Here is a 24,443-nt window from a genome sequence, read left to right as displayed (position 1 = left end):
CTCTCCTTTACGGCAAGCGCCCATAACGGTAGAAATGGGACTGCCAATAGTTTGAATTTAAGTTTGCATAAGAGATCGGATCTCCGCAGTGGATCATCATATTGTTGCCGACGTAGATACCCACATGGCTGACACCGGGGGTATCATACGTTCCGGTGAAAAACACCAGATCGCCCGGTTTGACATTGGCAGAGGATACGGGCGTACAGATATTGCATAGCCCCTGCGCGCCCAGTCTGCCCACATTCCAACCGGAATGATTGATGACCCAACTGACGAAGCCCGAACAGTCAAATGAGGTAGAGGGACTGCTGCCGCCCCAAACGTAGGGGTAGCCGAGATATTTTTCCGCTTCCTTGATAATGGCGGCGAATACCTCATCGTCCAGCGCCTCCGGGGGAATGTCGTAGTCGGTATAGCTGCCCTCCACATACTTGCCGATGTAGCCTGAACCGGGGAACAGGTCGGGACGGTTGCCGAGGGTGGCCATATAGGTGGCGTACATTCCGAGCTGTTCTTCGCTCATAATGTAGACGGGAACATGAGAGAGATTGAAGTTTTCCAGCGTGACCGTGCAGATGTAGTAGTCATACGGCACCTGATAGGTGTCCGTATGGGTGTTGCCGTCCGCGTCCGTCCATGTGTCGGTTTCTGTGCGGTAGCGGGTTTCCACCACCACATCCTCGGTCAAAATGTACTGGCGGTCAAAGAGCATCTGGAGCGTACCCTGCACCTCATCCAGCGTCCATTCCCCTTGATGTAACGCCGTAATCATGGAAATGAGTACATAGGGGTCATGCTCGATGGTGTCCAGATCAAAGTGGTACTCATCGTAGTCGTGGGTGCTTTCGTAGGTGTCGAGGTAGCGCTGAAGCTCTACCTCCATTTCGCAATACTGCGCTTCCGCGCCCAGCATATCGGCGTCCTGCGACGGATAGGTACTGGCCGCGATCCCGGAGCCGACGCCATCCATTATCACCGAGCAGGAGGACAGGCCGTTGAGCAGAAACGCCAGCATCAGCAGAATCGCGGCGGCAATGGCAAAGCCGCGCCGGTGTTCCCACACATATTTGCCCGCTTTCTCAGCCTTTTCAGCGGCCTTTTTCGCGGCCTTGGCGGTATTCTCTGCTGCCTTTGCCGTAGTCTGCGCCGCCTGATTGTGCTTGGCAGCGGCATACTGCTTCTTAATTGCCTGCTTCTGCTGCCATTTGGAAACGGGATTGCTGGTGGGGCTGTCGATCTCTGCTTTCTTCTGGAGCGCGTCAAGATTGGCTCGTTCCAGCTTTTTCTCTGCACGGATGGCAGCACGATAAGGCTTGAGCTGATGGGCGCGGTGGGCAGACTGCACCAGCCGCCCGCCGCTCTCCACGGCTTGCTCTACCTTGTGCGCGGCCTCTACGCCTACATTGTCATCCTCGCTCTGCCGCACCTCCCGATGAACCTGAGAGAGAATGAGGTTGGCGGGGGCATCCTGCACGGCATGGGTCAGCTTTGAGGGCGGCTTTTTCTTATCCACTTCCTCAAAACGGAGCTGCGTTTTGACCTTGCCGGTGGCCGGATCAAAGCCGCGTTCCTTTTTGACCACGGTTTTCTTGGGGATTTTCGCCTGCGCCTTATCCGCCTTGGCCTCCGCTTTTTTCACCCGCTTGATGGGCTTTTCCAGCTTCGGCTCGGCAAGATCGGCGTCGGAAAACTGCAAACGCGGTTCTCTTTTCATGCCGACGCCACCTCTTGCGGTTTGGTGGTCATGACGCGGTACAGCTCGGTGTCCTTCGGGAAGTGGTCAATGAAGGGCAGGATCGTGTTGCCGTAGAACAGCAGCCCCTCGCCCTCGCCGGAGTGGGTCACATAAGAAAGCTGATGCGGCGAAATGTTGAGCTGCTTCGCCAGAATCTGCCGGTCGCCAGCGGCCTGATTGAGCATATAGATGAAATCGCTGTTCTCAAAGATGTTCTCAACCTCGCGGCTGGACAACAGGTCTTTGACGTTTTGCGTGATCCCGGTGGGGATGCCGCCCCATTTGCGATAGCGCTTCCAGATCTCGACGCTGTACGAAGCCGTCTGTTCCTCCTTCAAGAGAAGATGGAACTCGTCAAGATAGTAGCGGGTCGTTTTATGGGCGGCGCGGTTGATGGTCACACGGTTCCAGACCTGATCCTGCACCACCAGCATCCCGATTTTCTTGAGCTGCTTGCCAAGCTCCTTGATGTCGTAGCAGACGATGCGGCTATTCACATCCACGTTCGTGTGATGGTTGAACACATTCAGAGAGCCGGTGACGTAGATTTCCAAAGCAGTGGCGATGTACTGCGCTTCCTTTTCATCCTGCGCACGGAGGGCGTCATACAAGTCCTCCAGCAGCGGCATATTCTCCGGTTTCGGGTCATTGAGGTAGTCCCGGTAGACGATGCGCACGCAGCGGTCGATGATGGTCTTTTCCACAGGGGCAAGCCCATCCTTGCCGCCGACGATCAACTCGCACAGCGACAGAATGAAGTCGGATTTCAGGCTCAGCGGGTTATCATCGTCGCTGTAATCCAGATTCAAGTCCATCGGATTGATGTAGCAGGGCGAACCGTCGTAGCCCTTGCCAGTGGGCGACAGCTTAATGACCTGACCGTGCAAACGCTCCACCAGCGGTGTATATTCGCCCTCCGGGTCACAGATGATGATGTCATCCTTGGGGCAGATGAGAAACGCATTGGTAATCTCACGTTTTGCCGAAAACGACTTGCCGCTGCCGGGAGTGCCTAAAATCAGACCGTTGGGATTTTTCAGCAGCTTCCGGTCTACCATGATAAGGTTGTTGGAAAGAGCGTTGATGCCGTAGTACAGCGCCTCCGAACCGTTCTGGAACAGCTCCTGCGTGGTGAAGGGGACGAAAATCGCTACGCTGGAGGTGGTCAAGCCCCGCTGAATCTCGATCTGATTCAGCCCCAGCGGGAGACTGCTCATCAGTCCTTCCTCCTGCTGAAAGTCCAGCCGGGTCAGCGCACAGTTATACTTCTGCGCAATGCTGGAGGTCTGGAAGATGTTGTTGTCGAGCTGCCGGGGTGTGTCCGCCGTGTTGAGAATGAGGAAGGTCAGCAGGAACATTCGCTCATTGCGGGACTGCAAATCCTGCAACAGCTTCTTGGCCTCTGCACCGTAGGTGGCAAGGTCGCTTGGAATGATGTCCATGTCGTACCCTGCACGGACGGCTTTCTTCTGTTCCTCGATTTTGGACTTGTCGAGATCGGTGATCTTGCGCTTGACGGTCTTGATGGCGTTGACCTGATCCACAGACTGCACATGGAGATTGACGAGGACGCTGCTCTCCATATCCAGAAAGTCCGCCAGCATCCGGTCATTCAGCTCTGGTGCCAAAATCTGCACGAAGCTGACCGCGCCCAGCTTTTTGCCCATACGAAACTGCCTGCCGGTCTTGAACTCAAAGGAGCTGGGCGCGATAAAGTCCTTGGTGGACAGCCCAGAGGGAGCCAGCCAGTCCCACGAAAAGCAGAACGGTTCCTGCTCGTCCATCCGCAGAATGTCGTGCATGACGTGCAGGCGCTCAAAGCCGTTCAGCGGCGCAGCCACAACGCCCAGCCGCTTGAAGTTGTTCAGGAGGTCGGTTTCGATGCGCTCCAAACGGGGCTTGGCAGCGCGGAGGTTGTCGGCCTCAACGCCGAACGTGAGATACTTGGTCTTAATGAGGCCGTTGTTGCCGCGGGCAAGCTGATTTTGCAGCATACCGGCGTACTCGGCGCGGATGCCGTCAAACTCGTCCCCGCAGGGCGGAATGGAAATGCTCCGTGCAAAGGTTTCCTGCGAAGCCGAGAGGTTCACAAAGGAAAGCTGGAATTGCACGGAGCTGTCAAAGTAGTTCAGGAAATCGCACCACGCCTCGAAGATGGCGGTCTTGTCCTCGTTCTGTGAGAGCTGGTAGTTGATGTCCTGATACTGGATCGTTTTGGTGTAGCGCGTATTGGTCACACGACAGATGCCGTCCGGCCACATACGCTGATACGGGATGCTGTCCTGCGCCGATTTTTCTTTCTTATCCGTTCGGTTCGCTCTTGCGATGGCGGCTTCGATCTGTTTTCGTTCGGTGCGGGTCAGCTTTTTCTTTTCGGACAATTTGATACACCTCCCGGTCTAACTGGTTTTGCCGCTCCAGAACGGCATAAAAATTGTTGGTCTTATACGGGCGCTGCTTCGGCCTCTGAAAGCACACGCGGTAGATGTTGCGGATGACGACCTCCAACGGCTGACCGTTCTTTTCATACATGGCGAACAGCATGGCCGGGATCATCACCACCATCATCACCATGGCGGCGGGGCTGGTGCCGATGCTGCCCTTGAGCAAGAAGAAAAGCGGTACGCCGATGAGTGTGCCGCTTCCGAAGCAGATAAGCTGCCGTTTCGTGAGGTTGAATAATACCTTGGTCTTAACTTTGGTTAAGTCCTTTGGGACGTTGACATAGGCCATGATCTGCACTCCTTTCTGGCCTTAGTGGGCATTGAACACGGACTTGGCAAGGCTGCTGGTTTTGAACAGGCAGAAGCACAGCAGCACCGTGTAGCCCATGCAAGTCCAGATGGCGTAGATGATGTCATCCACAAGCGCGATGTTCTGCACCAAAACCGCGTAAATGGCAACGCAGACGATAATCAAAAATGCTTGGAAGCCCAGCGCCAGCAAGGAACGGATGTAGTTCTGTCCCATGCCGCCCCATTCCTTGCCCATCATGGTCGCCATCGGAATGGGGGCAACAGAGGTGACGAGATATATTTCAATCATTCTTCCGAATGTGATAATGAAAATGCAGATGGTCAGCGCCCACATGGTAATGCCCACGAACAGCGATTGGAACCACAGGCCGAATAGTGGCCCCAGCTCCATTTCCATCAGCCGATCCTCGATACCCACCATGACGCTTGAAATGTTGATGCTGGTGTCGCCGATAATCAGCCCGGAGGCGCTGGCAACGACGCTTTGGGCGGCATCGAACACGCCCATTACAATCGTCCATGTGTTTGTCACGATCAGGACAGCGGCAGCGGACTTGAACGCCCACTTGAAGAATATCCATGTGTCCATGTCGTTGAGGTTATTTTTGTCGGTAATGAGCTGGATCAGCTCCAGCGTCATCACAAAGGCGAGAATTGCGCCTGCGATGGGGACGATCACGGTTTCCGACAGGTTTTGTATCATGCTGAAAATGCTGCCGTTCCATGCCTGCGGCGATAAGCCCACCTGACCGGAGATCTCGGCAACCTTTTGATTGGTTGCATCGAACATCCCGGACAGATTGCTCACGATACCGCCGATGAGCATTTCTTTCAGCCATTCCGTGATCTTATCCCATAAGAAATCCATAGGGTTGCCCTCCTTTCGGGAGGATGCCGCCAGAAAGCGGCACCCTCCGCGGATTTATGGGAAGCAAACGAGCTGCCTGATTAGCCGAATAGACCGGACAGCAGCGGCACGAGGGTAATGCCAATCAAAGCCACCCCGCCACCGGCCATCAGCTGCTTCATGCCCTGAGATTTAGCACCAGATAGCCATAGGTAAGCATTTGATATGATCTCCAGCTTTTCCCCGGCTCCACACCGTGCGTGCAGCTTTCACCGCACACGGCGTTCCATCGAATTTGGTCATACAGGGCTTGCGACACTTTGTGTGTGCTTCTTTTGCCAAATTCGACTTGTGGCCTTTCCTCCACCGTTTACTTTTTCACGGCTTCATAGGTACTACGCCACTACTTTCACTGAAACAAAGAATGGTTATTGCCTTCTCACGAAGGTATTCCCATCCACCATCTCGCAGCCTTGCAACAGGCTAAATGTTTTCAGCTTCCTGCGTTCCGACATTTCTATCATGGGCCGCATTTAGGTTCTTCCTCTAAGCCTGTATTCAATTCTTTACGAATCGTGCCGCCTGTAACGGCACATGGACTTTCATAACAACCATTTTTACTTGTCCACGAATACCTCCGTATAAGGAGTACCACCGTTTCGATGGTATCAACGTTTAGACTTGTACATTCAGAAGTTCGTCAGTATTTCCATACATACTAACCATGTGCGGCTGACACCCGGCATATAGGATGCGCTATCCACCTCTGGACAGCTTTCGATTTCAGCCTTGCAGCCAAAACTACGGCATCTCTCTGCCGACTTCACCGAGCTTCTGACAATCGGCGGTTGCGCACCTATGCCAGTCGGAGTATTAGTGTGGACGCTTCGGGGCGTTACCCCCTCATTTCATCCATCGAAATATCAGTTCTCCAAGGTTTTGGACTTCATTCGTCCTTCGACCTGTGCCTGACCTTTTCAGTCAGGAACGCATCGCACGGTTGTCGTTGCCGTAGCCCTCCAGCAGATTGATTGCGCCCCAAATGCCAAGGCCAGCGCCCAGCGCCACAACGAGGGTCTGAAGAACACCAACAGCAGAATTAAAGAAAGCCATAAATAGTACCTCCGAAAAATATGTTTTTAGATTTTGGAGGGTACATTTCTTCCACGAAGTTTCATCGAGTCGTTGTCAAAACAGGCTGCCGCCGTCAGGCGACAGGTTCACCGGAAAGGTCTGCCTGATACACCTCAACTGCATCATCCGGCTTGAGCTTGAGGCGATGGGACAGAAAACGCTCTATGTCAAAGGCGTATTTCTTGTCATAATCCGCTGTGTAGCGGTAGAGGGGATGCTTGGTGAGATCATATTTGTTGGACAGAAACGGACGGACGCCGCGAAGCTGCAAGATACACTTGCCGCCATCCAGCACGGCAAGCTCATCCACGCTCATCAGCTCCTTGCCCAATTTCTGATAGTTCAGCGAATGGGAAACCTCGCGGCCACGGCTTTCGCCGGTGTTATAGCTGTCGATGGTTTCCTTGCCCAGCGCCGCCGCCAGCTCTTTCAGCGTACCGGGTTCCTTTCCACCCAAAAAGATGGAGCAGTCCATATTGCCGACAATCGTATCCGCGCTGTCTTTATACAGGGCTTTGAGCTGGCTCTGCGCCTGCAAGACAAGGCAGCAGGAGATTTCTCTGGAACGGATTGTCGCTACCAGCTTCTCAAGCCTCGGTATCTGGCCGATATTCGCGGCCTCGTCGATCAGGCAGCGGACGTGAACCGGCAAGCGCCCGCCGTACACATCATCTGCCTTTTCGCACAGCAGATTGAAAAGCTGGGTATAGCACATGGAAATGAGAAAGTTAAAAGTATCATCCGTATCAGACATGATGATGAACAGGGCGGTTTTTCGGTCGCCCAGCGTGTCCAGTTGCAGCTCGTCATAGGCCGTCAGCTCCCGAAGCTCCTGAATGTCAAAGGGCGCAAGCCGTGCGCCGCAGGAAATCAAGATACTCTTAGCTGTCTTGCCGGCACTTAGCTTGAATTTGGCATATTGGCGGACGGCGAAGTGGTCTGGCTTGCGCTTTTTCAGCTCGTCGAACATCAAGTCCACCGGATTTTTGAAGTCCTCATCGTCCTCGCGCACCTCCATCGCATTGATAAACTCAATGAGCGTAGAGAAATTCTGTTCCTCCACCGGCGCTTCATAGTGGATGTACCCGATAAGGGCGGTGTAGAGCAGCGTTTCCGCTTTCACCCAGAAATCGTCACCGGCTTTGCCCTCGCCCTTGGTGTTGGCGATCAGCGTCGTGACCAGCTTCAAAATGTCCTTTTCCGAGTGGATGTAGGCGAACGGGTTGTAGTGCATGGACTTCTTGAAGTTCAGGGAATTGAGAATCTTGATCTGATACCCGTTCTTTTGCAGCGCATGGCCGCAGGAAACCACGATGTCCCCTTTGGGATCGGTGACGACGAAGCTGGTGGGATAGGTTTTTGATGTGCATTGGAGCAGATTGGGCTTCAACCAAAAGCGGGTCTTGCCCGAACCGCTGCCGCCGACGATCAGGACATTTTTGTTCCGCGCCGTTTTCGGGTCTTTTGGGCGGCTGTTCATCGTCAGCCGCTCCGTCTGCGTGAGAATGATGTTGTTCTCAAATGCGGGATCGACGTAGGGCTTGATGTCCTCGGCGGTTCCCCAACGGGCGCTGCCGTACTCCAGATTTTTGCGGAATTTCTTTGCGTTTTTGCCCTTGATATAGACCGCCAGCCGAATGGCGATGGCGGCGGCAACGCCCACGCACAGGTCAATGAGATGAAAGCTGGGGACAAGGGAGTGGAACGCCGTGTTCAGGCCGGTCATAATGTTCAGCAGCTTCGCCGAAGCGTCCGAACCGGGAGCCAGCCGCACCGCCTCGCTGACCTTGGTGGCCAGCAGCGCGATGAACACATACGGAATATTGGGAAGGATGAGCTTTTTGACGTTGACTTGCTTCATCGTTCCAGCTCCTTCCGCTTTGTCCTGTCCACCACAGCCGCCTGAATGAGCGACTTGAAGTGTTGCAGCTTTTCCAGCACCGAGGGGCGTTCCGCCTTCCTGACCTGTTTGGCAGTGTATTCCTTGAACGCGGCGGTCATGGCGTCGGCGTCCGGCGCTTTGAAGAACACCATGTACCGCTTTTCGCCCTTGACCTTGAATGGAGCGAAGTCAATGCCATACTTCCGGGCGATCCGGTTGAATGAGCCGATATTCTGATCGGTGACTTCAATGCTCTGCAATCCCTTATCCTTGGCGGCAAGCTGCTTGACGGTCATTTTTCCGTGGGGATTGGCCTTGCTGTACTGATGCTTCTGATGGCCGCTTTTTAGCTGCTCCAGCAGCTTGGCAACGGCCTTACGAAATTCCTGTTCACCCAGCTTCCCACAGGAGATCATCAGGGATACGATTCTCTGTTCAACTTCTTCCTGCATGACTTATCACGCTCCTTTCCTTGGATTTGCAGGGAGAATGCCGGGACACTAAGGCGGTACCACCAGCCGGTGCAGAAGATGCTCATTCATTTCTGCGCCCCTGTCCCTTGACGGTCAGGATGCCGTCCAGCGTGGTGGCGGTGATCCGCAGGCGCTCGGCCACGGCGATGTCGTTTTTCACGCTTTCATCCACGGTGCTGCCGCAAACCACCAGCACACGAGCGCGGCGCAGATGCTCCCGCGCCATGTCGATGCCGTCTTTATGCTCCTGCGGAATCTCATCGCGCAGGAACAGCGGCAAAAACAGCGCGGGGCAGACGGGCGAAAAGCCCGCGTCATAGACCGCCCTGCAATACTTGGCGGCGTTTTCGGTGTTCTCAAACTCATTCTCGCTCCACGGAGCGGTGATGTAGGCAAGGGGGCGTTTCATCGGTATCAAATCCTTTCTCCCGGAATCGGGCATGAAAAATGACGGCCTTTAGGGGCCGCCGTGAAAATCGTGATTGACCAGCATGGCGTAGTGGTTGTCGATGGTGGAAACGGAATTGAACAGCGCCGCCATGAGATAGGCTTTCGTATTCCAAACGCGGGTGGTGTTCTCACGGATACCGTCCATGACCTTTTCGATGTGCATGGACGTAATCTTTTCAAAGCGCTGTTGCACGAAGCCGGTGGGATACTCCGCATCCCGCCCGATCTTGACTGTGGGGCTGCGGTTCATAGCAACCTCCAGCATAATCTCCACCAGCTCATCAAGCTGCATCCGGTCATACTGCTGACAGAGAATGTCGTATTCGATTTGCTCTCTGATCTCCGCTTTTTTCTCAAATCCGTCCGTCATTCCGTCCGCCGCAGGCAGAAAGAATGAATGAGTGCTTGATAGATCAGTATTTGATTTTTGAGTATTAGATTTCTTAGTATTTAATTGCGCGGGATTATCCGTATCTGGTGCCTCCGTATCCGGGTTATCCAGATACGGGTTTTCCGTATCTGGTAAAGTCGTATCCGGTGGAGATGGCTTTCGAGGCTTCTCGAAGATGGTGTACTCCGTGTCGGAAATGCGCCCGTCCTTGCCGCGAAGCTGACGGCGGATGATATAGCCCGCCAGCTCCAGCTCCTTGAGCGTTTTCCCGATGGCGTCCACGCCCTCCTTGCAGATTGCAGCCAGCCCCCGCGTGGTGTAGTTCCACTCGTCGGGGAGGGAGAGCATCATGGAGAGCAGCCCCTTGGCTTTCAGGGAAAGATTGCTGTCTTTCAGGTGATGGTTGCACATCACCGTGTAATCCCGCGTCCGTTCAACGCGAAATACAGCCATATTGCTTCAATCCTTTCCGCAGGGCAGTCAACCTGTTTGGCCGTCCTCCTCGGCAAACCGCGTATCCAGCCGCTCCACGCTCCAGTTCTGCTTGAACTGTCCCAGCGGGCCGGTGCCGAACTGCGCCAGCGCACGGCGATCCAGCTCCAGCAGCTTTTCCCAAAGCTCCGGGTGATGCTTTCGCAGCTTCCGCAGCTCGTCGATACGCTGGAACGGGCAGCACCAGCAGGACGCACGGTGGTAAATCTCATACAGCCCGCCGAAGTCAAAGCCACGGTCGTAACAGGCTTGGAGCGCCTGCGCCTCCGTGATGCCCCATTCCACGAGGGGATACCGCTCGTCCTTGCAGCGCCACGCTTCATCGGTGGCGATGCCGACGTAGTGGATCGCGCCCAGCTCGCCTTTGAGCCGGTTGACCTCCTTGGTGATGAGGTGCGTTTTGAGCTGCCCGGTACACCAGCGGACGCGGATTCCCGGCCAGCCGTTGCCGTAGGGCGGGATGCCCAGCTTTGCACGGTTTTCCAGACTGCGGGGCTTCTGCTTGGGTTCGTCGAACATCAGGTATTCAAAGCCCTTGGGATGCCGCAGCGTGGTGATATGGATGCCGCGCTCCCGGAAAAGATGCTCGTCCAGTTTGGCAAGGTGTTCATACATTTCCGGGAACTCCATGCCGGTGTCCGCTGACAGCACCATGTCGATGGGCATATCCCGTTCGATCATCAAAAGCAGCATGGCGGAACTGTCCTTGCCACCGGACAGGCTGACGGCGTGAAACTGCTTGCCGTTCGCGTTCTGAATGGTTTCCCGCATGGGGAAGCCGCTCCGTTTTCACTCCTTTCCCACATCACAGCTCATAGATGGGCTGCTCGTGTTCGTAGTAGGGATCGCACAGGGCGGCAAGCTCGGCCACCAAGTCCTCCAAATCCAGAGAAATCTCGCTGTCTGCCCAATCGCTGCCCTTGTAGACGCGGTACTCGGTGACGTATTCGCCTTCTCCGGCGTTCACGCTGAATTTGGCAACGACGGCAAAGCCCATATCCTCCAGCAGCCACAGCTCCATCGACCGGGCGGCAAACACCGCGCCGATATAGCTGTCGCCCACGTCCTCATAGAGAAGCGTCGCTCGCTGCTTGAACAGCTCCGCGCTTCGATAGTCCAAGCTCAGCGCATTTTTGCCGTCTGCGCGGTAGGCATAGACCGTTTCAGCCTTGTTCCAAACGGCTTGCAGCAGGGCGTGATAGTCGATGTTTTCCAGAAACTCGTCGATCTCCGTTTCCGTGTAGCCGACCTCCGTACCCTTGCGGAACAGCGTGGTCAGCGCTTTTTCCAGCTCTGTTACTCTGCTCATGGTAATTCCTCCAATCATTTTAGTGCCGCCGCTTTTTCCGGTCAGGGAGGATATGCCCCTCAATGACGGCGGCGTGTTTGCGGATTTTGATTTCTCCGCGCCTCTCGGATGCCTGCGCCTTGGCATATCCCACGTCGGAGAGAAACAGCCGCAGCCGTTCGCCCTTTTCTCCCACAGGGGATTTCCACGACAGGACATCAAAAATAATCATGTGGCGGGTTTCGTCCATAAAACGCTCCAGCGCAAGGATGCTGTGCCCGCCGACAAAATCATCAGCGTTCATATTCGGCACCTCGCGCTCTGATCTGAAAGGCGGCAAGCCCATAGCGGGCGATCAAAGTGGCGTTGACGATCAGGCGCAGCGCCTCCGGGTCGATCACCTCCGGTTCTGCTAAGTCCGCCATTGTGACGGCCTCCGTCTTGTCGCAGAGGTCACGCGCCGCCATGAACAGCGCGTAGTTGTGCGGCGAGGTGTTTTTCAGCACCGCATAGCCGAACTCGATCCCGTCCTTGCAGAAGCAGTTTGCCGTGCGGCGGTAAATATCGTCGTTGGAAGTCAGCAGGTACATGGCCGCATAGTAGGCGTTGGTATCCCTGCGGCGGCGGTAGCCCTGCACGGCGCATTGATACTGCATTCGGCGCTCATGCTGCTCGTTGCTCCAAAGGCTTCCGGGATAGTGCTTGATCAGCAGGTTCAGGCGCTGGAACAGGCGGCGTTCATGGGGAAATGTCTCTAAGACTGCCTCGCGGTAGCCGACCACACCGGCCTCGATGCGCTCGGCCAGCCACGGGCAGCGCAGGGCGGTACAGCCCAGCTTTTTCACATACTCGGTACAGAGCTGGCAGCTCACATCCTTGGGGGTATATTTGAATGTGTTGATATACATGGCGTCCTCCTTTTGGCATGAAAATAGCGGACAAACAAACTGCTTGTCCGCTCATCGGCTCTGATCGCGCTGGCGCTTTTTCTGCCATGCGTCCAGTAATTTGAAGATGGTGTTCTCAATCTGAAATGGGGTATAGGAACGCGGGAAGTATTTGCGGAGCTTTTCACCGGAAAGGGTAATGTCGTTTTTCTCCGGTTTCTTCTGCTCCATCATAATGGAGAGCATGGTGTCCTCGTTCAGCTCGCCGCTCTGACTGAGCTTTTTCATCCGCTGCGCCTGTGAGAGCGAGGGGGTAGCCTGTTCGCTGTCGATGGTTTCCAGAAGCAAGCCTTGCTCCTTGGGTGTCAGTGCCGCGATCTGGTAGGCAGGACTGAGGGCAATTTTCTTTTCGTCCACCATCTGCTGAAGCTCCGGGACTAACTGCGTCAGGGCGATGTAGTTGCGGATGGTATCTCCGCTCACACCGGCATCCTGACCAACTTCATCATCGCTGCGGAACTTCGCCGAAATTTTCGGCGAAGTCAGATCCGTCCGTGCGCCCTGCCGCTTGATTGCCTCCATCTTCATCTTGTAGGCTTTGGCGCGTTCGGAGGGGAGAATGTTCTCACGCTGAAGGTTGCTGTCCACCATGATGATGGTGGCAGCGTCCCGGTCAATGTCGCGGACAATGACGGGCATGGTGGCCAGCCCAGCCAGCTCGCAGGCGTGTTTGCGGCGGTGGCCTGCAATCAGCTCATAACCGCCGTCCTCCCGTGGCCGTGCCAGCGCGGGGACGAGGACGCCGTATTCCTTGACACTTTCGGCGGTTTCCTGCATGGACGCATCCTCCCGCACTTGAAAGGGATGATCCGGGAATGGATGCAGCTCGGAGAGCGGAATCTGAACGACTACTTCCTGCTGCGGTTTCGGCTTTTTGGATGGCACGGGCTTTTTGCCCGGTTCTTTCTGCGCTGTTTTTTCAGTCATCGTGTTCCTCCTGTCGGCATCTGATTTTGGGTACAAAAAAAGGACATTTCTTCTTTTCAGAGGAAATGTCCTGATTTCTTGGACGGGCTGACAGCCCGCCCAAACAGTATTTAGTTTTTGTCGTTACTATAACACCCCCTACGATATAACTACTTCGCGGCTCGATTTTTCGGTTTGGAAAAGGATGAAAAACCTTGCCAGATAACCGAAAACCCTTGATATACGGGGTTTTTCCGGTTTGTCGTAATTATACCGTAAGGGCATACCTACGCCGTGAACGCCATCCGCGCCGGGGATGATATAAAGACCATACAAGGGAACCTCGGCCACGCCTCCGCCGCTTTTACCCTCGACAGATACGGCCATTTCACAGAACGCATGAAACAGGACAGCGCCACCCGCATGGAAGGTTTTATGAAAAACGTTCTAAACCTGTAAAGGGAAAACTAAAGGGAAAACACCCTGCAAAATAAGAAGAAAAAGCCGCTCACCCCAGCAGTTTCAAGGGATGGGCGGTTTTCTCTATTTGCAACCGCCGGTTGCGGAAGCTATTTTGCGCTCATCTGCTCATAGCGGCGGCTGGGATTGGAAATACTGTTTCCGGGGGTGATCTCTGTGAAAAAGCAGGAATTTAGAAATTCTGTGGAGGACCTGCGTCTGAGTCCGGAGCTTCGTCTGTGTCCCAAGTTCGACCCGACCAGCATCGCCCACTTCCATGTGGCCACTCGAGAGGATATGGGTTTCCGCGTCCTGGACAACTGCGCCGAGGAGCACATCATGTAAACCCCTGCCGCCCGTGGGCAGCTGCTTCGCAGCCCTTCATAGGGCAGACGACAAACCCGCCAAAAAAGGAGGGGGAGGCATCCGCTAAAACGGATGCCTCCCCCTCCTTTTCCCAATTTCATGTATCACCATACTGGCGGGGCAAAAGATAGGCAGCCAAAATCGCCAAAAATTCAGATGCTTTTGGTCTGTCCATCAGTGGATGGTGGGCCAGCTCTTCTAGGAATGGACGGCTGCGGTTCCACGCAATTTCTGCTATCATCCGGATGTTGCGCTCAACGCAGCTCCAGTTGGTCTGGTATTGCCCCGCCACCTCAGGGTATAGGCATTTGGTTACCAGCAGAAGCCGCTCCGGCTCCTGGATCGCGAGATGCACCGCGAAGGCTGTATGGAAAAAGCCTATGTAGTTCGCGGTAACTCCCAAGCGGAGCAACAGGTCATAAATATCAGTCATCTCCGCGGATGTGTCAAAAATCATGTTTTTCATATTACAACAGCTTTAGTATCTCCCCAAAATGATATTGAAAAGCCTCTTGCTTGTCCGCTGGCAAAAAATGATACCACTCGACCTGGCGCAGAAGGCATCTCGCTTTTCCTGCCGCCTCTATAGACACCGTTCCGAATACCAGTTCATCCAGCGAAACTCCTAGTGCATTGGCGATGCGGATCAGGGTATCCAATGTCGTATTTCCGTCGGCCATCGCCGCCTGAATTGTCGACTTTGGAATGCTGAGTTCCCTGGCAAAATCTGAAAGACTTTTTCCCATTCCCTCCTTGTATGCTTTTAAGTTGTCTGATAGGTGATTGGTTCGTTCCACACAATTCCCCTCCTTTTTATTTCTCAATATAAGAATAAGGGAAAATATGCAGTTTGGGTGACCGGGATTTCGGTTTTTTTCGTCAATTTTCGGTCAAAGTGATTTGCCGCCAGCGATACCTCCTTTTTTTCTGTCTTATACGCCGTTTCTCCACCTTTATTTGTCTATAATCCCTTTGCCAGCTTGTCGATGTTTTGATGCAGCCGGAATAAACTCCCAATGCCGCTCCAAAAGTAGTCCTGAGATGCGGAAAAGAACTCAAAAAATTCATATCAAGAAGAAGATAAAATAACATAAAAAGCCCGCAATCCGCAAAAAGCAAAAGGATTGCGGGCAGGCAAAGAGCGACTAAAATCCATATTTTCATGCACGCAATAAAAGCGCAGCGAAGCTGCGATACCAAATCGTAATCCAGCGCAGCGGTTCCGATTTGGAAAAGAGGAGCAAGGGAGCGGACAGATGATGTCTTTTTTGCCCCAGACATAAAAAGATGTCGGAGCAAAGCGGACTTTGCTCCGACGTGGAATATCACAGCAGTATAGATGCCAGCAGCTTCCAAGCCTGCACCCAAAACCAAATCGAAGCCCAGCGCAGCGGGTTCGATTTAGAAAGGAGGAGCAGCGGCGTGAGCGCGCTCTGACTTTTGCAAAAAAAGTCGGAGCAAGCGATACAAAGCTTGCTCCGACGTGGTGCCGGTGACCGGACTCGAACCGGTACGCTGTCGCCAGCGGTGGATTTTGAGTCCACTACGTCTACCAATTCCATCACACCGGCTGGTATCTGATGCAGGGAATATTATACATGAAAGTCAGAGGATTTGCAAGAGAAAATTTTGCTCCTTCCACGGCCCTGCTCTCCTCTCTTAAAAGGAAAGCGATTTATTCTACGATCAGGCTTCCAGGAAGAACCCGCTCACTCCAGAAGAGTATGCCAGTGCACCGCCGCTCTGGCCCGGAAGCATAGCTCCAACTGTTCCCGAGTCGTCTTTTCCCAGTCCAGCGGAGGCATGGAATCCAGAGGGAACCAACCGCTGGCCGTCGTCTCCAGATTCTCCTGAAATGCTCCGCCCACCAGAGTACACAGGACAAAGGCGATGGTCACCTTCCAGGGATACACCGTGGTGTGATGCCGCTCCCCATCCAGAAGGGCAATCAGCCGGTCTGCCCTCACCTCCAGTCCTGCTTCCTCCCGCACCTCTTTCACGGTATTCTCCGCTACGGAGATATCCATGTCCACCCAGCCTCCGGGCAGAGCCCACCCCTTCGGCTCCTGAACGAGGAGAATCCTCTCCCCCTGAAAAACAGCGGCCCGGGTGGCCAGCTTCGGGGTCTGATACCCAGTTTCACAACAGAACAGGTCCTTTACCTTTTCCAGCGGCATATCTCCTTGGAAGGCCAGTATCTCCGCGGCGATCTCCCGGATACGGGCATACCTCTCCCGGTCGAATTTGTCCTTGCCATAATACAACCCGGCCTGCGCCAAGCTCTGGAGCTCCACCGCCCAGTCCAGCCATAGCTTTTTTCTGTCCACGGCGCTTCTCCTCCTAAGTCATGCCCTTTTCAGTTCCATATACAGGATGGGATAAGGCCTCCCCTGATCGTCGGTGTCCGTCCGGCGGCAGACGGAAAAGCCCATGTGCTCATAAAATCCTTTGGCTCCCCTATTCTGCTCGTTGACGTTTACCTTGCTGGCACCGAAATTCTTGACGGCGTAGTCCATCATGGACCGACCCAAACCATTGCCCCGCACCGCGGGGTCCAGGAAAAGCATCTCGATCATCTCTCCCTCCACGCCCAGAAAGCCCACGGGACGGTCCTGCTCGTTAAAGGCCACCGCCAGCTTCCCAATCCCGCCAATGGCCTGGGGCACATACTCCTTGATGCGCTCCACGTCTCCGGGCATCAGGAAGTGGTGGGTAGCTCGGACAGAATCCTCCCACACTTGGGTGAGGACGCCGATCAGCTCCGGCATCCTGTTCTCAATGGTCTGGATCTTCATGGTCTTGTTCCTCCTGATGGAAATAATAATATACCGCTTGAGCGGTGTTCCTGGGCACCACCTCCCGGAGTTGCTCCAGAGAGGCTCCTCTGATCGCTTTGATGGTCTTAAAGTGTTTGAGGAGTTGGGTGCGGCGCGCCTCGCCCACACTGGGGATCTGATCCAGCACTGAGGTCTTCATGTGCCCCGACTGGAGCTGACGGTGGTATTCGATGGCGAAACGGTGGGTCTCCTCCTGGATCTGGCCGATCAGGGCGAACACCGCGGGGATAGACTGGATGCCGATTTCCCGCCCATCCGGATGGACCAGGGCACGGGTACGGTGCCGGTCGTCCTTTACCATACCGAAGGCGGGGATCTCCAGCCTCATTGACTCCAGCACCCGCTGGGCCACCTTTACATGCTCATGACCGCCGTCAATAAGCAGCAGGTCGGGACGGTCGGCAAACTTCTCATCCCCCTCTAGATAGCGGCGGAATCGCCGGGTAAGCACTTGCTCCATGGAGGCGTAGTCATCCGGCCCGGTCATGTCCTTCAGCTTGAAGCGCCTGTAATCCCGCTTGAGGGGCCTGCCGTCCGCATATACCACCATGGAGGCCACAATGTCGCTGGCTCCCTGATTGGAGATATCGTAGGACTCCATCCGCCGGGGCGGCTGTTCCAGCCCCAGCATCTTCCCCAGCGCCTCCAGCAGCTTGTTCTGCCGCTCCTCCCGTGTGGTGGCCCGTTCCACCTCCTCCTGGGCATTTTGGTTGGCCAAGCGGATCAGGTCCATCTTGGCCCCCCGCTGGGGGGTGACAAGTTCCACTTTCCGCTCCACCTGCTCGGACAGCAGGCGGGTCAATGGTACCTGGTCCACCAGTTCACAAGGGAGCAGTATCTGCCGGGGCAGACGGTTACGGCCCACATAGTATTCCCGGACCAGAGAGGATAGGACGCTCTCCTCATCCTCTTCCATCGGGGTTTCCAGCAGATCAAAGTCTTTGGCGGCCAGCTCCCCCTCCATGTAGTGGAGGACCACGAAACAGCTCTTGGCCTCCCCTCGGAAAAAACCGGCCACATCAGTATCCGCCAAGGAGCCGGCCACTACCTTCTGCCGTTTTCCAAGCAGCTCGATGGCTCTCAGTCGGTCCCGCAGCTGGGCTGCCTGTTCAAAGCGCAGTTCTTCTGCCACCCGCTCCATCTCTGTGGCCAGATCTGCCTGTACTTCCTTGAACCGCCCCTCCAGCAGGGACACGGCCTGGGACACCGCCTGGTCATGCTGGGCCTTCAGCTCATCCCCCCGGCAGTAGCCGTCACACTTGCCCATATGAAAGTTGAGGCAGGGCCGCTCCTTGCCGATATCCCTGGGAAACTTCTTCCGGCAGGAGGGCAGGCGCAGGGCGGTACGCAGGGCGTCGATAATCGCTTGGGTGCTGTGGCGGCTGGCGTAGGGCCCAAAGTACCTCGCTCCATCCTCCGCCGGTCGGGCCGCCAGGGAAAAGCGGGGATACGCCTCATTAGACAGGCGGATATAGGGATAGCCTTTATCGTCCTTCAGCAGAATATTGTACCTGGGCTGGTGCCGCTTGATGAGAGAGCACTCCAGGACCAGGGCCTCAAACTCGCTGTCAGCCACAATGACGTCAAAGTGGTCGATCTGGGATACCATGGCCCTAGTCTTTTCCGTATGGGAGGCCAGATTCGCAAAGTACTGGCTCACCCGGTTTTTCAGCGCCTTCGCCTTACCTACATAGATGACAGTATTCTTTGCGTCCTGCATGATATACACGCCGGGCTTCAGCGGCAGGCTATGGGCTTTTTCTTTCAGTTCCTCAAAGGTCATGGCGCGCTCCCTCCTTTTGGGGAAATATCAAAAAAGGCACCGCCAAGCGGTGCCTTTTCATGGGAAATGCCTTACTCAGAAAAATCGGAGGAGATCATCTTGTAGAGTGCTTCGACCGCTTCCTTCTCATCGGGCCCGTCCGCGATCAGTTTAATTGGAGTACCCTTGACGATGCCCAAGGACAAAACGCCCAGCAGGCTCTTGGCATTGACCTTGCGCTCCTCCTTCTCCACCCAGATAGAGCTCTTGAACTCGTTGGCCTTCTGGATAAAGAAAGTGGCGGGTCTGGCGTGCAGACCGACCTGATTGTTCACGACTGCTTCCTGACTATACATGGCTGTACCTCCGCACTGGTCGTTTTATATGGTCTAAGCATACCAGATTTATCCCGTTCTCGTCAATGACATTTTTCACAAATCTAACTCTTTCCTTACAGGAAAAATTCCTGTAACCAACGGGATTTTCTAGAAATCTTTTCCAAGAGGGATGATCCGTCAAATTCTTGTCGGAAAATTGGCCTGTTCTTCCCCCACAAACTCAAAACGCTGTCCGTCTCACCCGTTCTTACCCCATCCCGCTGGGCGAAGAGCCTTCCTTTGAGGGGTGCCCCGCTACTTCAGCTCAACCACTGTGACGCCGTCCTCGCCCTCGCCGTAGCGGCCCGGACGGAAGGACTTAACATACCGGCTACGCCTGCAATAGGTCCGCACCGCGTTCCGCACCGCCCCTGTGCCTTTGCCATGGATAATGGTCACCGTTTCCAGCTTGCCCATCATGGCGGTGTCCAGGAATCGCTCCAGCACAGCGATGGCCTCGTCGGTCATCATACCGCGCAAATCCACCTGGGAGGGGACGGCAGCGGTACGCAGGGTATGCTCCGCCCGGGCGACAATGCGCCGGGCCTCCTTCTGGGACTGGCTCTCCCCCTCCACTACCCGGACCTCGTCCTGCTTCGCGGAGATCTTTAAAATGCCGGCCTGAAGCTGAAGGGAGCCGTCTTTATTGACCGACAGAACCGTGGCCTTAGTCCCCATGGACACCAGCTCCACAGTGTCCCCAGCCACGGCAGGACGGGTTGGCGGCGGGGTCTCCACCTCCTTGGCCGGACCGCCAATGCCCCGCTCCGCCTCGTTGAGCAGGCGGCGGGCCTCCGCCCGGCTGTCATTGACCTGCTGCCAGTCCAGGTCCCTCCGCTTCTGGAGTTCCTTCAGCTCTGATATGGCCAGGTCGCTGGCGTCCCTGGCCTCCTGAATGATGGCACGGGCCTCGGCCTGGGCCTTCTCCACCACCTTGGCCCGCTCCGCCTCCAGCTTTTCCCGGTACTCCCGGGCCTTACTGGCCGACTGCTCCATCTCCAGCTTCAGCCGGCGGGCCTCTGTCCGTTCTCTCTCCATCTCCTGGCGCTGCTGGTCCAGACGGGTGAGCACATCCTCGAAACGGACGTTTTCCGCATCCAGGCGGGCGGCTGCCTTTTCGATGATATACTCGGGCAGGCCCAGCCGGCGTGAGATGGCAAAGGCGTTGGACTTTCCGGGAATACCCAGTACCAGGCGGTAGGTGGGGGCCAAGGTCTCCACATTAAATTCGCACGAGGCATTCTCCACCCCCGGAGTAGTCATGGCGTATACCTTCAGCTCGGCATAGTGGGTCGTGGCCGCCACCTGGGCTCCCAGTCCCCTGGCGGACTCGATGATAGCAGCGGCCAGGGCAGCTCCCTCTACCGGGTCGGTCCCCGCTCCCAGCTCGTCAAAGAGAATTAGGCTCTCGTCATCCGCCTCCTCCAAGATGCCCACGATATTCACCATGTGGGAGGAGAAGGTGGACAGGGACTGGGCGATGGACTGCTCATCCCCGATATCGGCCAGCACACGGGAGACGACCCGTACGGTAGAGTCATCTTTTGCCGGGATATGGAGGCCGCACTGGGCCATCAGGGTGATCAGGCCCAGGGTCTTCAGGGTAACCGTCTTTCCTCCGGTGTTTGGGCCGGTGATAACCAGGGTATCAAATCGCTCCCCCAATTCCAGGTCGTTGGCCACCGCCTTCTTCTGGTCCAGGAGGGGGTGCCTTGCTCCCCGCAGGCGCAAATACTTGTCAGACAGCCTGGGTTCAGTACACCCCAGCTTTAGGGACAGCTTGGCCCGGGCGAAGATGGCATCCAGCCACACCAACAGCTGGTAGTCCTCTAGGATGTCTTCTTTGTGGTTGGCACACTGGGCGGATAATTCGGCCAGGATGCGCTCGATCTCTTTTTTCTCCTTGGCCAATAACTCTCGCAGCTCATTATTGGCCTTGACAACCCCCATGGGCTCGATGAAAAAGGTAGACCCGGAGGAAGACACATCATGGACCAGGCCTGGGATAGCGTTTTTATGCTCCGACTTCACCGGCACCACATACCGGTCTGAGCGTATGGTGATGATGGCCTCCTGAAGGTACTTGGACTGGTTGGAGGAGATCAGCTTCTGCAGGATGTCCCGGACCTTGGACTCCGTGGCCCGCATATGCCGGCGGATGGAGGCCAGCTCCGGACTGGCGGAGTCCGCCAGTTCATCCTCCCCTACAATGGAGTTGGTAATAGTATCCTCCAAAAAGCGGTTTGGGGTCAAGGCGTGGAACAGGTGAGAGATGGGGGACTTCTCCTCCCCAGCTCCATACTCACCGGCGGTGCGGGCGGCCCGCAGGACGGCGGCTACCTCCAACAGCTCCCGTGTATTCAGGCTGCCCCCCATATCCGCCCGCTGGAGGCTGGCCGCCACCGGACGGATCCCGGCAAACCCTGGGGTGCCCCGGAGGATCAGCAGCTTCACAGCGGCAGAGGTCTCCTCCTGGGCCCGGCGCACATCCTCTATATCGGTCATAGGACGCAGGGCGAGGGCTCGCTCCCGCCCCTCGTCGGTGACGGCGCAACCGGCCAGCATTTCCAGCACCCTGGGCAGCTCTAGGGTTTGGATGGATTTTTCAAACAGTTCGTTCATATCAAAACTCCTGACAACGGATGTATCTTTTTCTTTATTTTCTCATAAAGACGGACATTTGGCAAGGGAGAGAGGATTCTCTGTGGGAGAATGCCTTCCCTTCTTCTTATATTTTACCCAGATTTGACCTGTCAGCGGTGGAACTTTACAGACCTGCCGCATATGATGGTATCAGAAAGGAACCAAAAAGTTCCGGGGAGCGGGCTGTGACCGGTGCGGCATGGACCTGTCCTCCCCGTTCTCATAAGGCTGACTATGGATCTTTTCTTCTTTTCATTTCTATCCTCCAACGGGTTTGGGCGCCAGCATAAGCTGACGCCCAAATCTTTTCTTTCAGCAGCCAGGCGCTTTCTTCCATCCCAGGCGGGTACCCACCTGATCTCAGCGGCGGGCAGGCAGAGGGGTGTCGTCCTTGAGCCGCCCTAGAGGGCGGTAAACTGTGCAATACATAGTGACAAAGCAGGCCAAACCGCCAACGAGCTGGGACACCGCCTCGGCGATAAATACACCGTTGGTCCCAATCCAGATGGGCAGGATGACCGTCAGCGGGGCGTTGATGATGGCCTTACGCAGCAGAGAGAAGAATACAGCCTGCTTGGATCGGCCCAGTGCCACAAAGACGGCCTGCCCCGCAGACTGGAGGGACATGGGGATAAAGAGGGCAAAATAGATGCGGAGGGCGGGGATACCGGCCTGAATTACCTCCGGCTCATCGTTAAATATCTGAATCATCAAACCTGGGAAGGCCATGGCCAGTGCCCAAAAGGCGGCGGCATAGGCCACAGTCAGTCCGCAGCCAAAGCGGATGGACTGGCGGACTCTGCCATACTTACCCGCCCCGTAATTGTACCCCATCACTGGCTGGGAGCCGTTGGTCAGCCCGTGGACCGGCATGAAAAAGACCTCCCGGACCGAGTTGATAATGGTCATGATGCCCACATACAGATCGCCGCCGTAGAACTGGAGGGTGGCGTTGCACACCACCTGGACCAGGCTGTTGGTCATATTCATGCAGAAGCCGGACAGCCCCAGAGCGATGATGCGCCTGACCCGCTTTCCCTGTAACGGAAGACAGCGCCGGCGCAGCTTGAGAATAGATCGGCGGCCGGTCAGAAATTGGAGCACCCATACCGCGGATACACCCTGAGCGATCACGGTGGCCAGGGCCGCTCCCTTCACCCCCATATCCATCAGGAAAATAAAGATGGGGTCTAACACGATATTGATGACCGCGCCGATGACCACGGTAAACATCCCAGTTTTTCCAAACCCCTGGGCATTGATAAAGGGATTCATTCCCAGACCGATCATAACAAACAGGGTGCCGCAAAGGTAGATGGTCATATAGTCGTCAGCGTAGGGAAATGTATCGTCGCTGGCACCAAATAGATAGAGGATGGGCCGCTTCAGCACCAGGAAAAATGCCGTAGCCGCCGCACCAAGAAGCAGAAGAAGCGTAAAGGAATTTCCCATCACATTCTCCGCTTCTTCCTCATCTCCTTTTCCCCGATAGATGGAACACAGCGGACCGCCTCCGGTACCGCAGAGATTGGCCAGCCCCATGATGATAGACACGATGGGGATAGTAACTCCCAGCCCGGTGAGCGCCAGGTGGCTGCTGCCGGGCAGGCGGCCTAGATAGATGCGGTCCACTACGCTGTACAGTACATTCACCAGTTGAGCCGCCGTCATAGGCAGTGCCAGGGACAGGATATTGCGGGGGATGCTCCCCTGAGAAAAGTCGTTTTTTACCTGGGCCAAGTTTGCTTCCTCCTCTCTCTGCCCATGGTCTCTGAAACAAAATCCGCCGACAACGGCGCTGTCGGCGGTTCGGGACAGGTCTGATATCAGTGTCGAGTTTAACACAAGTTTCTTAAAAATGGAAGATGGATCCCTTACCCCACAGAAGGTGCAGGCCATTTTCCCGGATTCATAGTGTCGGGAGTCCCCTTCTCCATAATTGTTTGGTACAACTCTATTTTGTGATCCATATACTGCAACCGCCTCTTGGCCTCCTCCAACTGGGCACGCACTTTTTCCCGCTGGGTCCTGATAATATCACAGCGCTTCGGAATGGTGGAGTCTCCCTCCAGGCATAGTTCCACATATTCTTTGATCGAATCTAGTGACATCCCGCTGTCCCTGAGATATTTTACTCCTGTCAGCCAATTCAAAGCCTCTCCGTCAAACAGCCGATTGTTGTTTTTATCCCGAAACACATGAGGAATCAGCCCCCTGTCTGTATAAAAACGGATCGTATGTTCAGAGAGATGTAACTGTTTGGCTACCTCTTTCACCGTAAACAAAATTTCCCTCCTCCTTTTAAAAAGGCACTTGACTTCGAGTAACTCGAAGGCAGTAGTCTTAGTATAGCACAAAAATTCTCCGGTGAAAAGCGCTTCTATTCAAAAGGAGGACTCTCTTATGAATCATATTACTCTAAATAACGGATTGACCATGCCCTTGGAGGGCTTTGGCGTATTTCAGATTACTGACCTTGCTCAATGTGAGCAGGCCGTATCCCAGGCTCTGGCCTGCGGATACCGGCTCATCGACACTGCCGCCGCCTATTGCAACGAGGAGGCCGTGGGTGCTGCCATCCGCAAGAGCGGCATCCCCAGACAGCAGCTGTTTATCACTACCAAGCTATGGGTCCAGGATGCGGGGTATGAAAAGTCCAAGCAGGCGTTCCAACTCTCTCTCTCGATAGACTAGG

At 55.3% G+C, this 24,443-nt stretch carries 26 protein-coding genes, 1 tRNA gene and 2 pseudogenes; 3 read left to right on the top strand and 26 right to left on the bottom strand.

Annotated elements, in window-relative coordinates:
* Positions 1-7: 7 nt before the first annotated feature.
* The 15 genes and pseudogenes from MCG44_RS06915 to MCG44_RS06845 all read right to left on the bottom strand — a co-directional run bounded on the left by MCG44_RS06915 (position 8) and on the right by MCG44_RS06845 (position 13,325).
* Positions 8-1,717 carry a C40 family peptidase gene (locus MCG44_RS06915; protein ID WP_240287429.1) on the bottom strand — a complete coding sequence of 570 codons (1,710 nt, stop codon included), beginning with the start codon at positions 1,715-1,717 and terminating at the stop codon, positions 8-10.
* On the bottom strand, positions 1,714-4,119 hold the full coding sequence (locus MCG44_RS06910; RefSeq protein ID WP_240287428.1) for a VirB4-like conjugal transfer ATPase, CD1110 family: 2,406 nt from the start codon (positions 4,117-4,119) through the stop codon (positions 1,714-1,716). Before MCG44_RS06910 ends, MCG44_RS06915 begins: the two co-directional genes overlap by 4 nt.
* Complete coding sequence (locus tag MCG44_RS06905; protein WP_240287427.1) at positions 4,040-4,471, bottom strand: PrgI family protein; 432 nt, start codon at positions 4,469-4,471, stop codon at positions 4,040-4,042. The genes MCG44_RS06910 and MCG44_RS06905 overlap by 80 nt, the downstream gene beginning before the upstream one ends.
* 21 nt (positions 4,472-4,492) lie before the next feature.
* The gene (locus MCG44_RS06900) at positions 4,493-5,362 is read right to left on the bottom strand and encodes a VirB6/TrbL-like conjugal transfer protein, CD1112 family (RefSeq protein WP_021633196.1); all 870 of its coding nucleotides are present in this window, start codon (positions 5,360-5,362) and stop codon (positions 4,493-4,495) included.
* An 80-nt stretch (positions 5,363-5,442) separates the two neighbouring features.
* Positions 5,443-5,541: pseudogene (locus MCG44_RS06895) on the bottom strand (Maff2 family mobile element protein); the annotation flags it as partial.
* 784 nt (positions 5,542-6,325) lie between these two features.
* Positions 6,326-6,454 (bottom strand): annotated as a pseudogene (locus MCG44_RS06890) (Maff2 family mobile element protein); the annotation flags it as partial.
* 94 nt (positions 6,455-6,548) lie between these two features.
* On the bottom strand, positions 6,549-8,336 hold the full coding sequence (locus tag MCG44_RS06885; protein ID WP_185916420.1) for a VirD4-like conjugal transfer protein, CD1115 family: 1,788 nt from the start codon (positions 8,334-8,336) through the stop codon (positions 6,549-6,551).
* A complete protein-coding gene (locus MCG44_RS06880) occupies positions 8,333-8,809 on the bottom strand; it encodes a PcfB family protein (protein ID WP_240287425.1) in 477 nt (158 codons plus the stop codon). Before MCG44_RS06880 ends, MCG44_RS06885 begins: the two co-directional genes overlap by 4 nt.
* Positions 8,810-8,891: 82 nt before the next feature.
* Entirely contained in the window at positions 8,892-9,239 is a 348-nt protein-coding gene (locus MCG44_RS06875; protein WP_240288891.1) for a hypothetical protein, read from the bottom strand.
* Between the two features lie 48 nt (positions 9,240-9,287).
* Complete coding sequence (locus MCG44_RS06870) at positions 9,288-10,124, bottom strand: DUF6017 domain-containing protein (protein WP_055270785.1); 837 nt, start codon at positions 10,122-10,124, stop codon at positions 9,288-9,290.
* A gap of 27 nt (positions 10,125-10,151) precedes the next feature.
* Positions 10,152-10,934 carry a phosphoadenosine phosphosulfate reductase family protein gene (locus MCG44_RS06865; RefSeq protein ID WP_240287423.1) on the bottom strand — a complete coding sequence of 261 codons (783 nt, stop codon included), beginning with the start codon at positions 10,932-10,934 and terminating at the stop codon, positions 10,152-10,154.
* Positions 10,935-10,968: 34 nt separating this feature from the next.
* A complete protein-coding gene (locus MCG44_RS06860) occupies positions 10,969-11,472 on the bottom strand; it encodes a hypothetical protein (RefSeq protein ID WP_007883215.1) in 504 nt (167 codons plus the stop codon).
* Positions 11,473-11,491: 19 nt separating this feature from the next.
* Positions 11,492-11,755 carry a DUF5720 family protein gene (locus MCG44_RS06855; protein WP_021633188.1) on the bottom strand — a complete coding sequence of 88 codons (264 nt, stop codon included), beginning with the start codon at positions 11,753-11,755 and terminating at the stop codon, positions 11,492-11,494.
* The gene (locus tag MCG44_RS06850; protein WP_116705169.1) at positions 11,745-12,359 is read right to left on the bottom strand and encodes a hypothetical protein; all 615 of its coding nucleotides are present in this window, start codon (positions 12,357-12,359) and stop codon (positions 11,745-11,747) included. Before MCG44_RS06850 ends, MCG44_RS06855 begins: the two co-directional genes overlap by 11 nt.
* A gap of 51 nt (positions 12,360-12,410) precedes the next feature.
* Positions 12,411-13,325, bottom strand: a complete 915-nt coding sequence (locus MCG44_RS06845) for a ParB/RepB/Spo0J family partition protein (RefSeq protein WP_240287421.1) — start codon at positions 13,323-13,325, stop codon at positions 12,411-12,413.
* Between the two features lie 273 nt (positions 13,326-13,598).
* On the opposite strand from MCG44_RS06845, the gene MCG44_RS06840 reads away from it, so the two are divergent.
* Together MCG44_RS06840 and MCG44_RS06835 are read left to right on the top strand one after the other, a co-directional pair.
* Positions 13,599-13,763 (top strand): hypothetical protein, encoded by a 165-nt coding sequence (locus tag MCG44_RS06840; protein WP_240287419.1) that lies wholly within the window; start codon positions 13,599-13,601, stop codon positions 13,761-13,763.
* Positions 13,764-13,940: 177 nt separating this feature from the next.
* Positions 13,941-14,108: a hypothetical protein gene (locus MCG44_RS06835; RefSeq protein WP_186853235.1), complete on the top strand. Its 168-nt coding sequence runs from the start codon at positions 13,941-13,943 to the stop codon at positions 14,106-14,108.
* Positions 14,109-14,226: 118 nt separating this feature from the next.
* Here MCG44_RS06835 and MCG44_RS06830 read toward each other — a convergent pair whose 3' ends face one another.
* The 11 genes from MCG44_RS06830 to MCG44_RS06780 form a co-directional block, all read right to left on the bottom strand.
* Entirely contained in the window at positions 14,227-14,595 is a 369-nt protein-coding gene (locus tag MCG44_RS06830; RefSeq protein ID WP_240287417.1) for a sporulation initiation factor Spo0A C-terminal domain-containing protein, read from the bottom strand.
* A gap of 1 nt (position 14,596) precedes the next feature.
* Positions 14,597-14,926: a helix-turn-helix domain-containing protein gene (locus MCG44_RS06825; RefSeq protein ID WP_147572003.1), complete on the bottom strand. Its 330-nt coding sequence runs from the start codon at positions 14,924-14,926 to the stop codon at positions 14,597-14,599.
* A gap of 82 nt (positions 14,927-15,008) precedes the next feature.
* The gene (locus tag MCG44_RS06820) at positions 15,009-15,410 is read right to left on the bottom strand and encodes a hypothetical protein (RefSeq protein WP_240287415.1); all 402 of its coding nucleotides are present in this window, start codon (positions 15,408-15,410) and stop codon (positions 15,009-15,011) included.
* Between the two features lie 203 nt (positions 15,411-15,613).
* Positions 15,614-15,700 (bottom strand) — tRNA-Leu (locus MCG44_RS06815).
* 138 nt (positions 15,701-15,838) lie between these two features.
* A complete protein-coding gene (locus MCG44_RS06810) occupies positions 15,839-16,456 on the bottom strand; it encodes an NUDIX hydrolase (RefSeq protein ID WP_240287413.1) in 618 nt (205 codons plus the stop codon).
* 18 nt (positions 16,457-16,474) lie between these two features.
* A complete protein-coding gene (locus MCG44_RS06805; protein WP_186853233.1) occupies positions 16,475-16,924 on the bottom strand; it encodes a GNAT family N-acetyltransferase in 450 nt (149 codons plus the stop codon).
* The gene (gene uvrC / locus MCG44_RS06800; protein WP_240287411.1) at positions 16,905-18,749 is read right to left on the bottom strand and encodes an excinuclease ABC subunit UvrC; all 1,845 of its coding nucleotides are present in this window, start codon (positions 18,747-18,749) and stop codon (positions 16,905-16,907) included. The genes MCG44_RS06805 and uvrC overlap by 20 nt, the downstream gene beginning before the upstream one ends.
* Positions 18,750-18,820: 71 nt before the next feature.
* The gene (locus MCG44_RS06795; RefSeq protein WP_023347782.1) at positions 18,821-19,084 is read right to left on the bottom strand and encodes an HPr family phosphocarrier protein; all 264 of its coding nucleotides are present in this window, start codon (positions 19,082-19,084) and stop codon (positions 18,821-18,823) included.
* A 276-nt stretch (positions 19,085-19,360) separates the two neighbouring features.
* A complete protein-coding gene (locus MCG44_RS06790) occupies positions 19,361-21,727 on the bottom strand; it encodes an endonuclease MutS2 (protein WP_240287408.1) in 2,367 nt (788 codons plus the stop codon).
* A 381-nt stretch (positions 21,728-22,108) separates the two neighbouring features.
* Entirely contained in the window at positions 22,109-23,488 is a 1,380-nt protein-coding gene (locus MCG44_RS06785; RefSeq protein ID WP_147572009.1) for an MATE family efflux transporter, read from the bottom strand.
* 134 nt (positions 23,489-23,622) lie between these two features.
* Positions 23,623-24,024, bottom strand: coding sequence for a MerR family transcriptional regulator (locus MCG44_RS06780; RefSeq protein ID WP_240288890.1), 402 nt, complete (start codon positions 24,022-24,024; stop codon positions 23,623-23,625).
* A 127-nt stretch (positions 24,025-24,151) separates the two neighbouring features.
* Here MCG44_RS06780 and MCG44_RS15000 point away from each other — a divergent pair, with 127 nt between their 5' ends.
* A complete protein-coding gene (locus MCG44_RS15000) occupies positions 24,152-24,442 on the top strand; it encodes an aldo/keto reductase (protein WP_318653896.1) in 291 nt (96 codons plus the stop codon).
* Position 24,443: the final 1 nt, after the last annotated feature.

The organism is Lawsonibacter sp. OA9 (assembly GCF_022440585.1).
The sequence above is the reverse complement of the archived record's forward strand: the minus strand, read 5'-3'. Positions and strand labels throughout refer to the sequence as shown.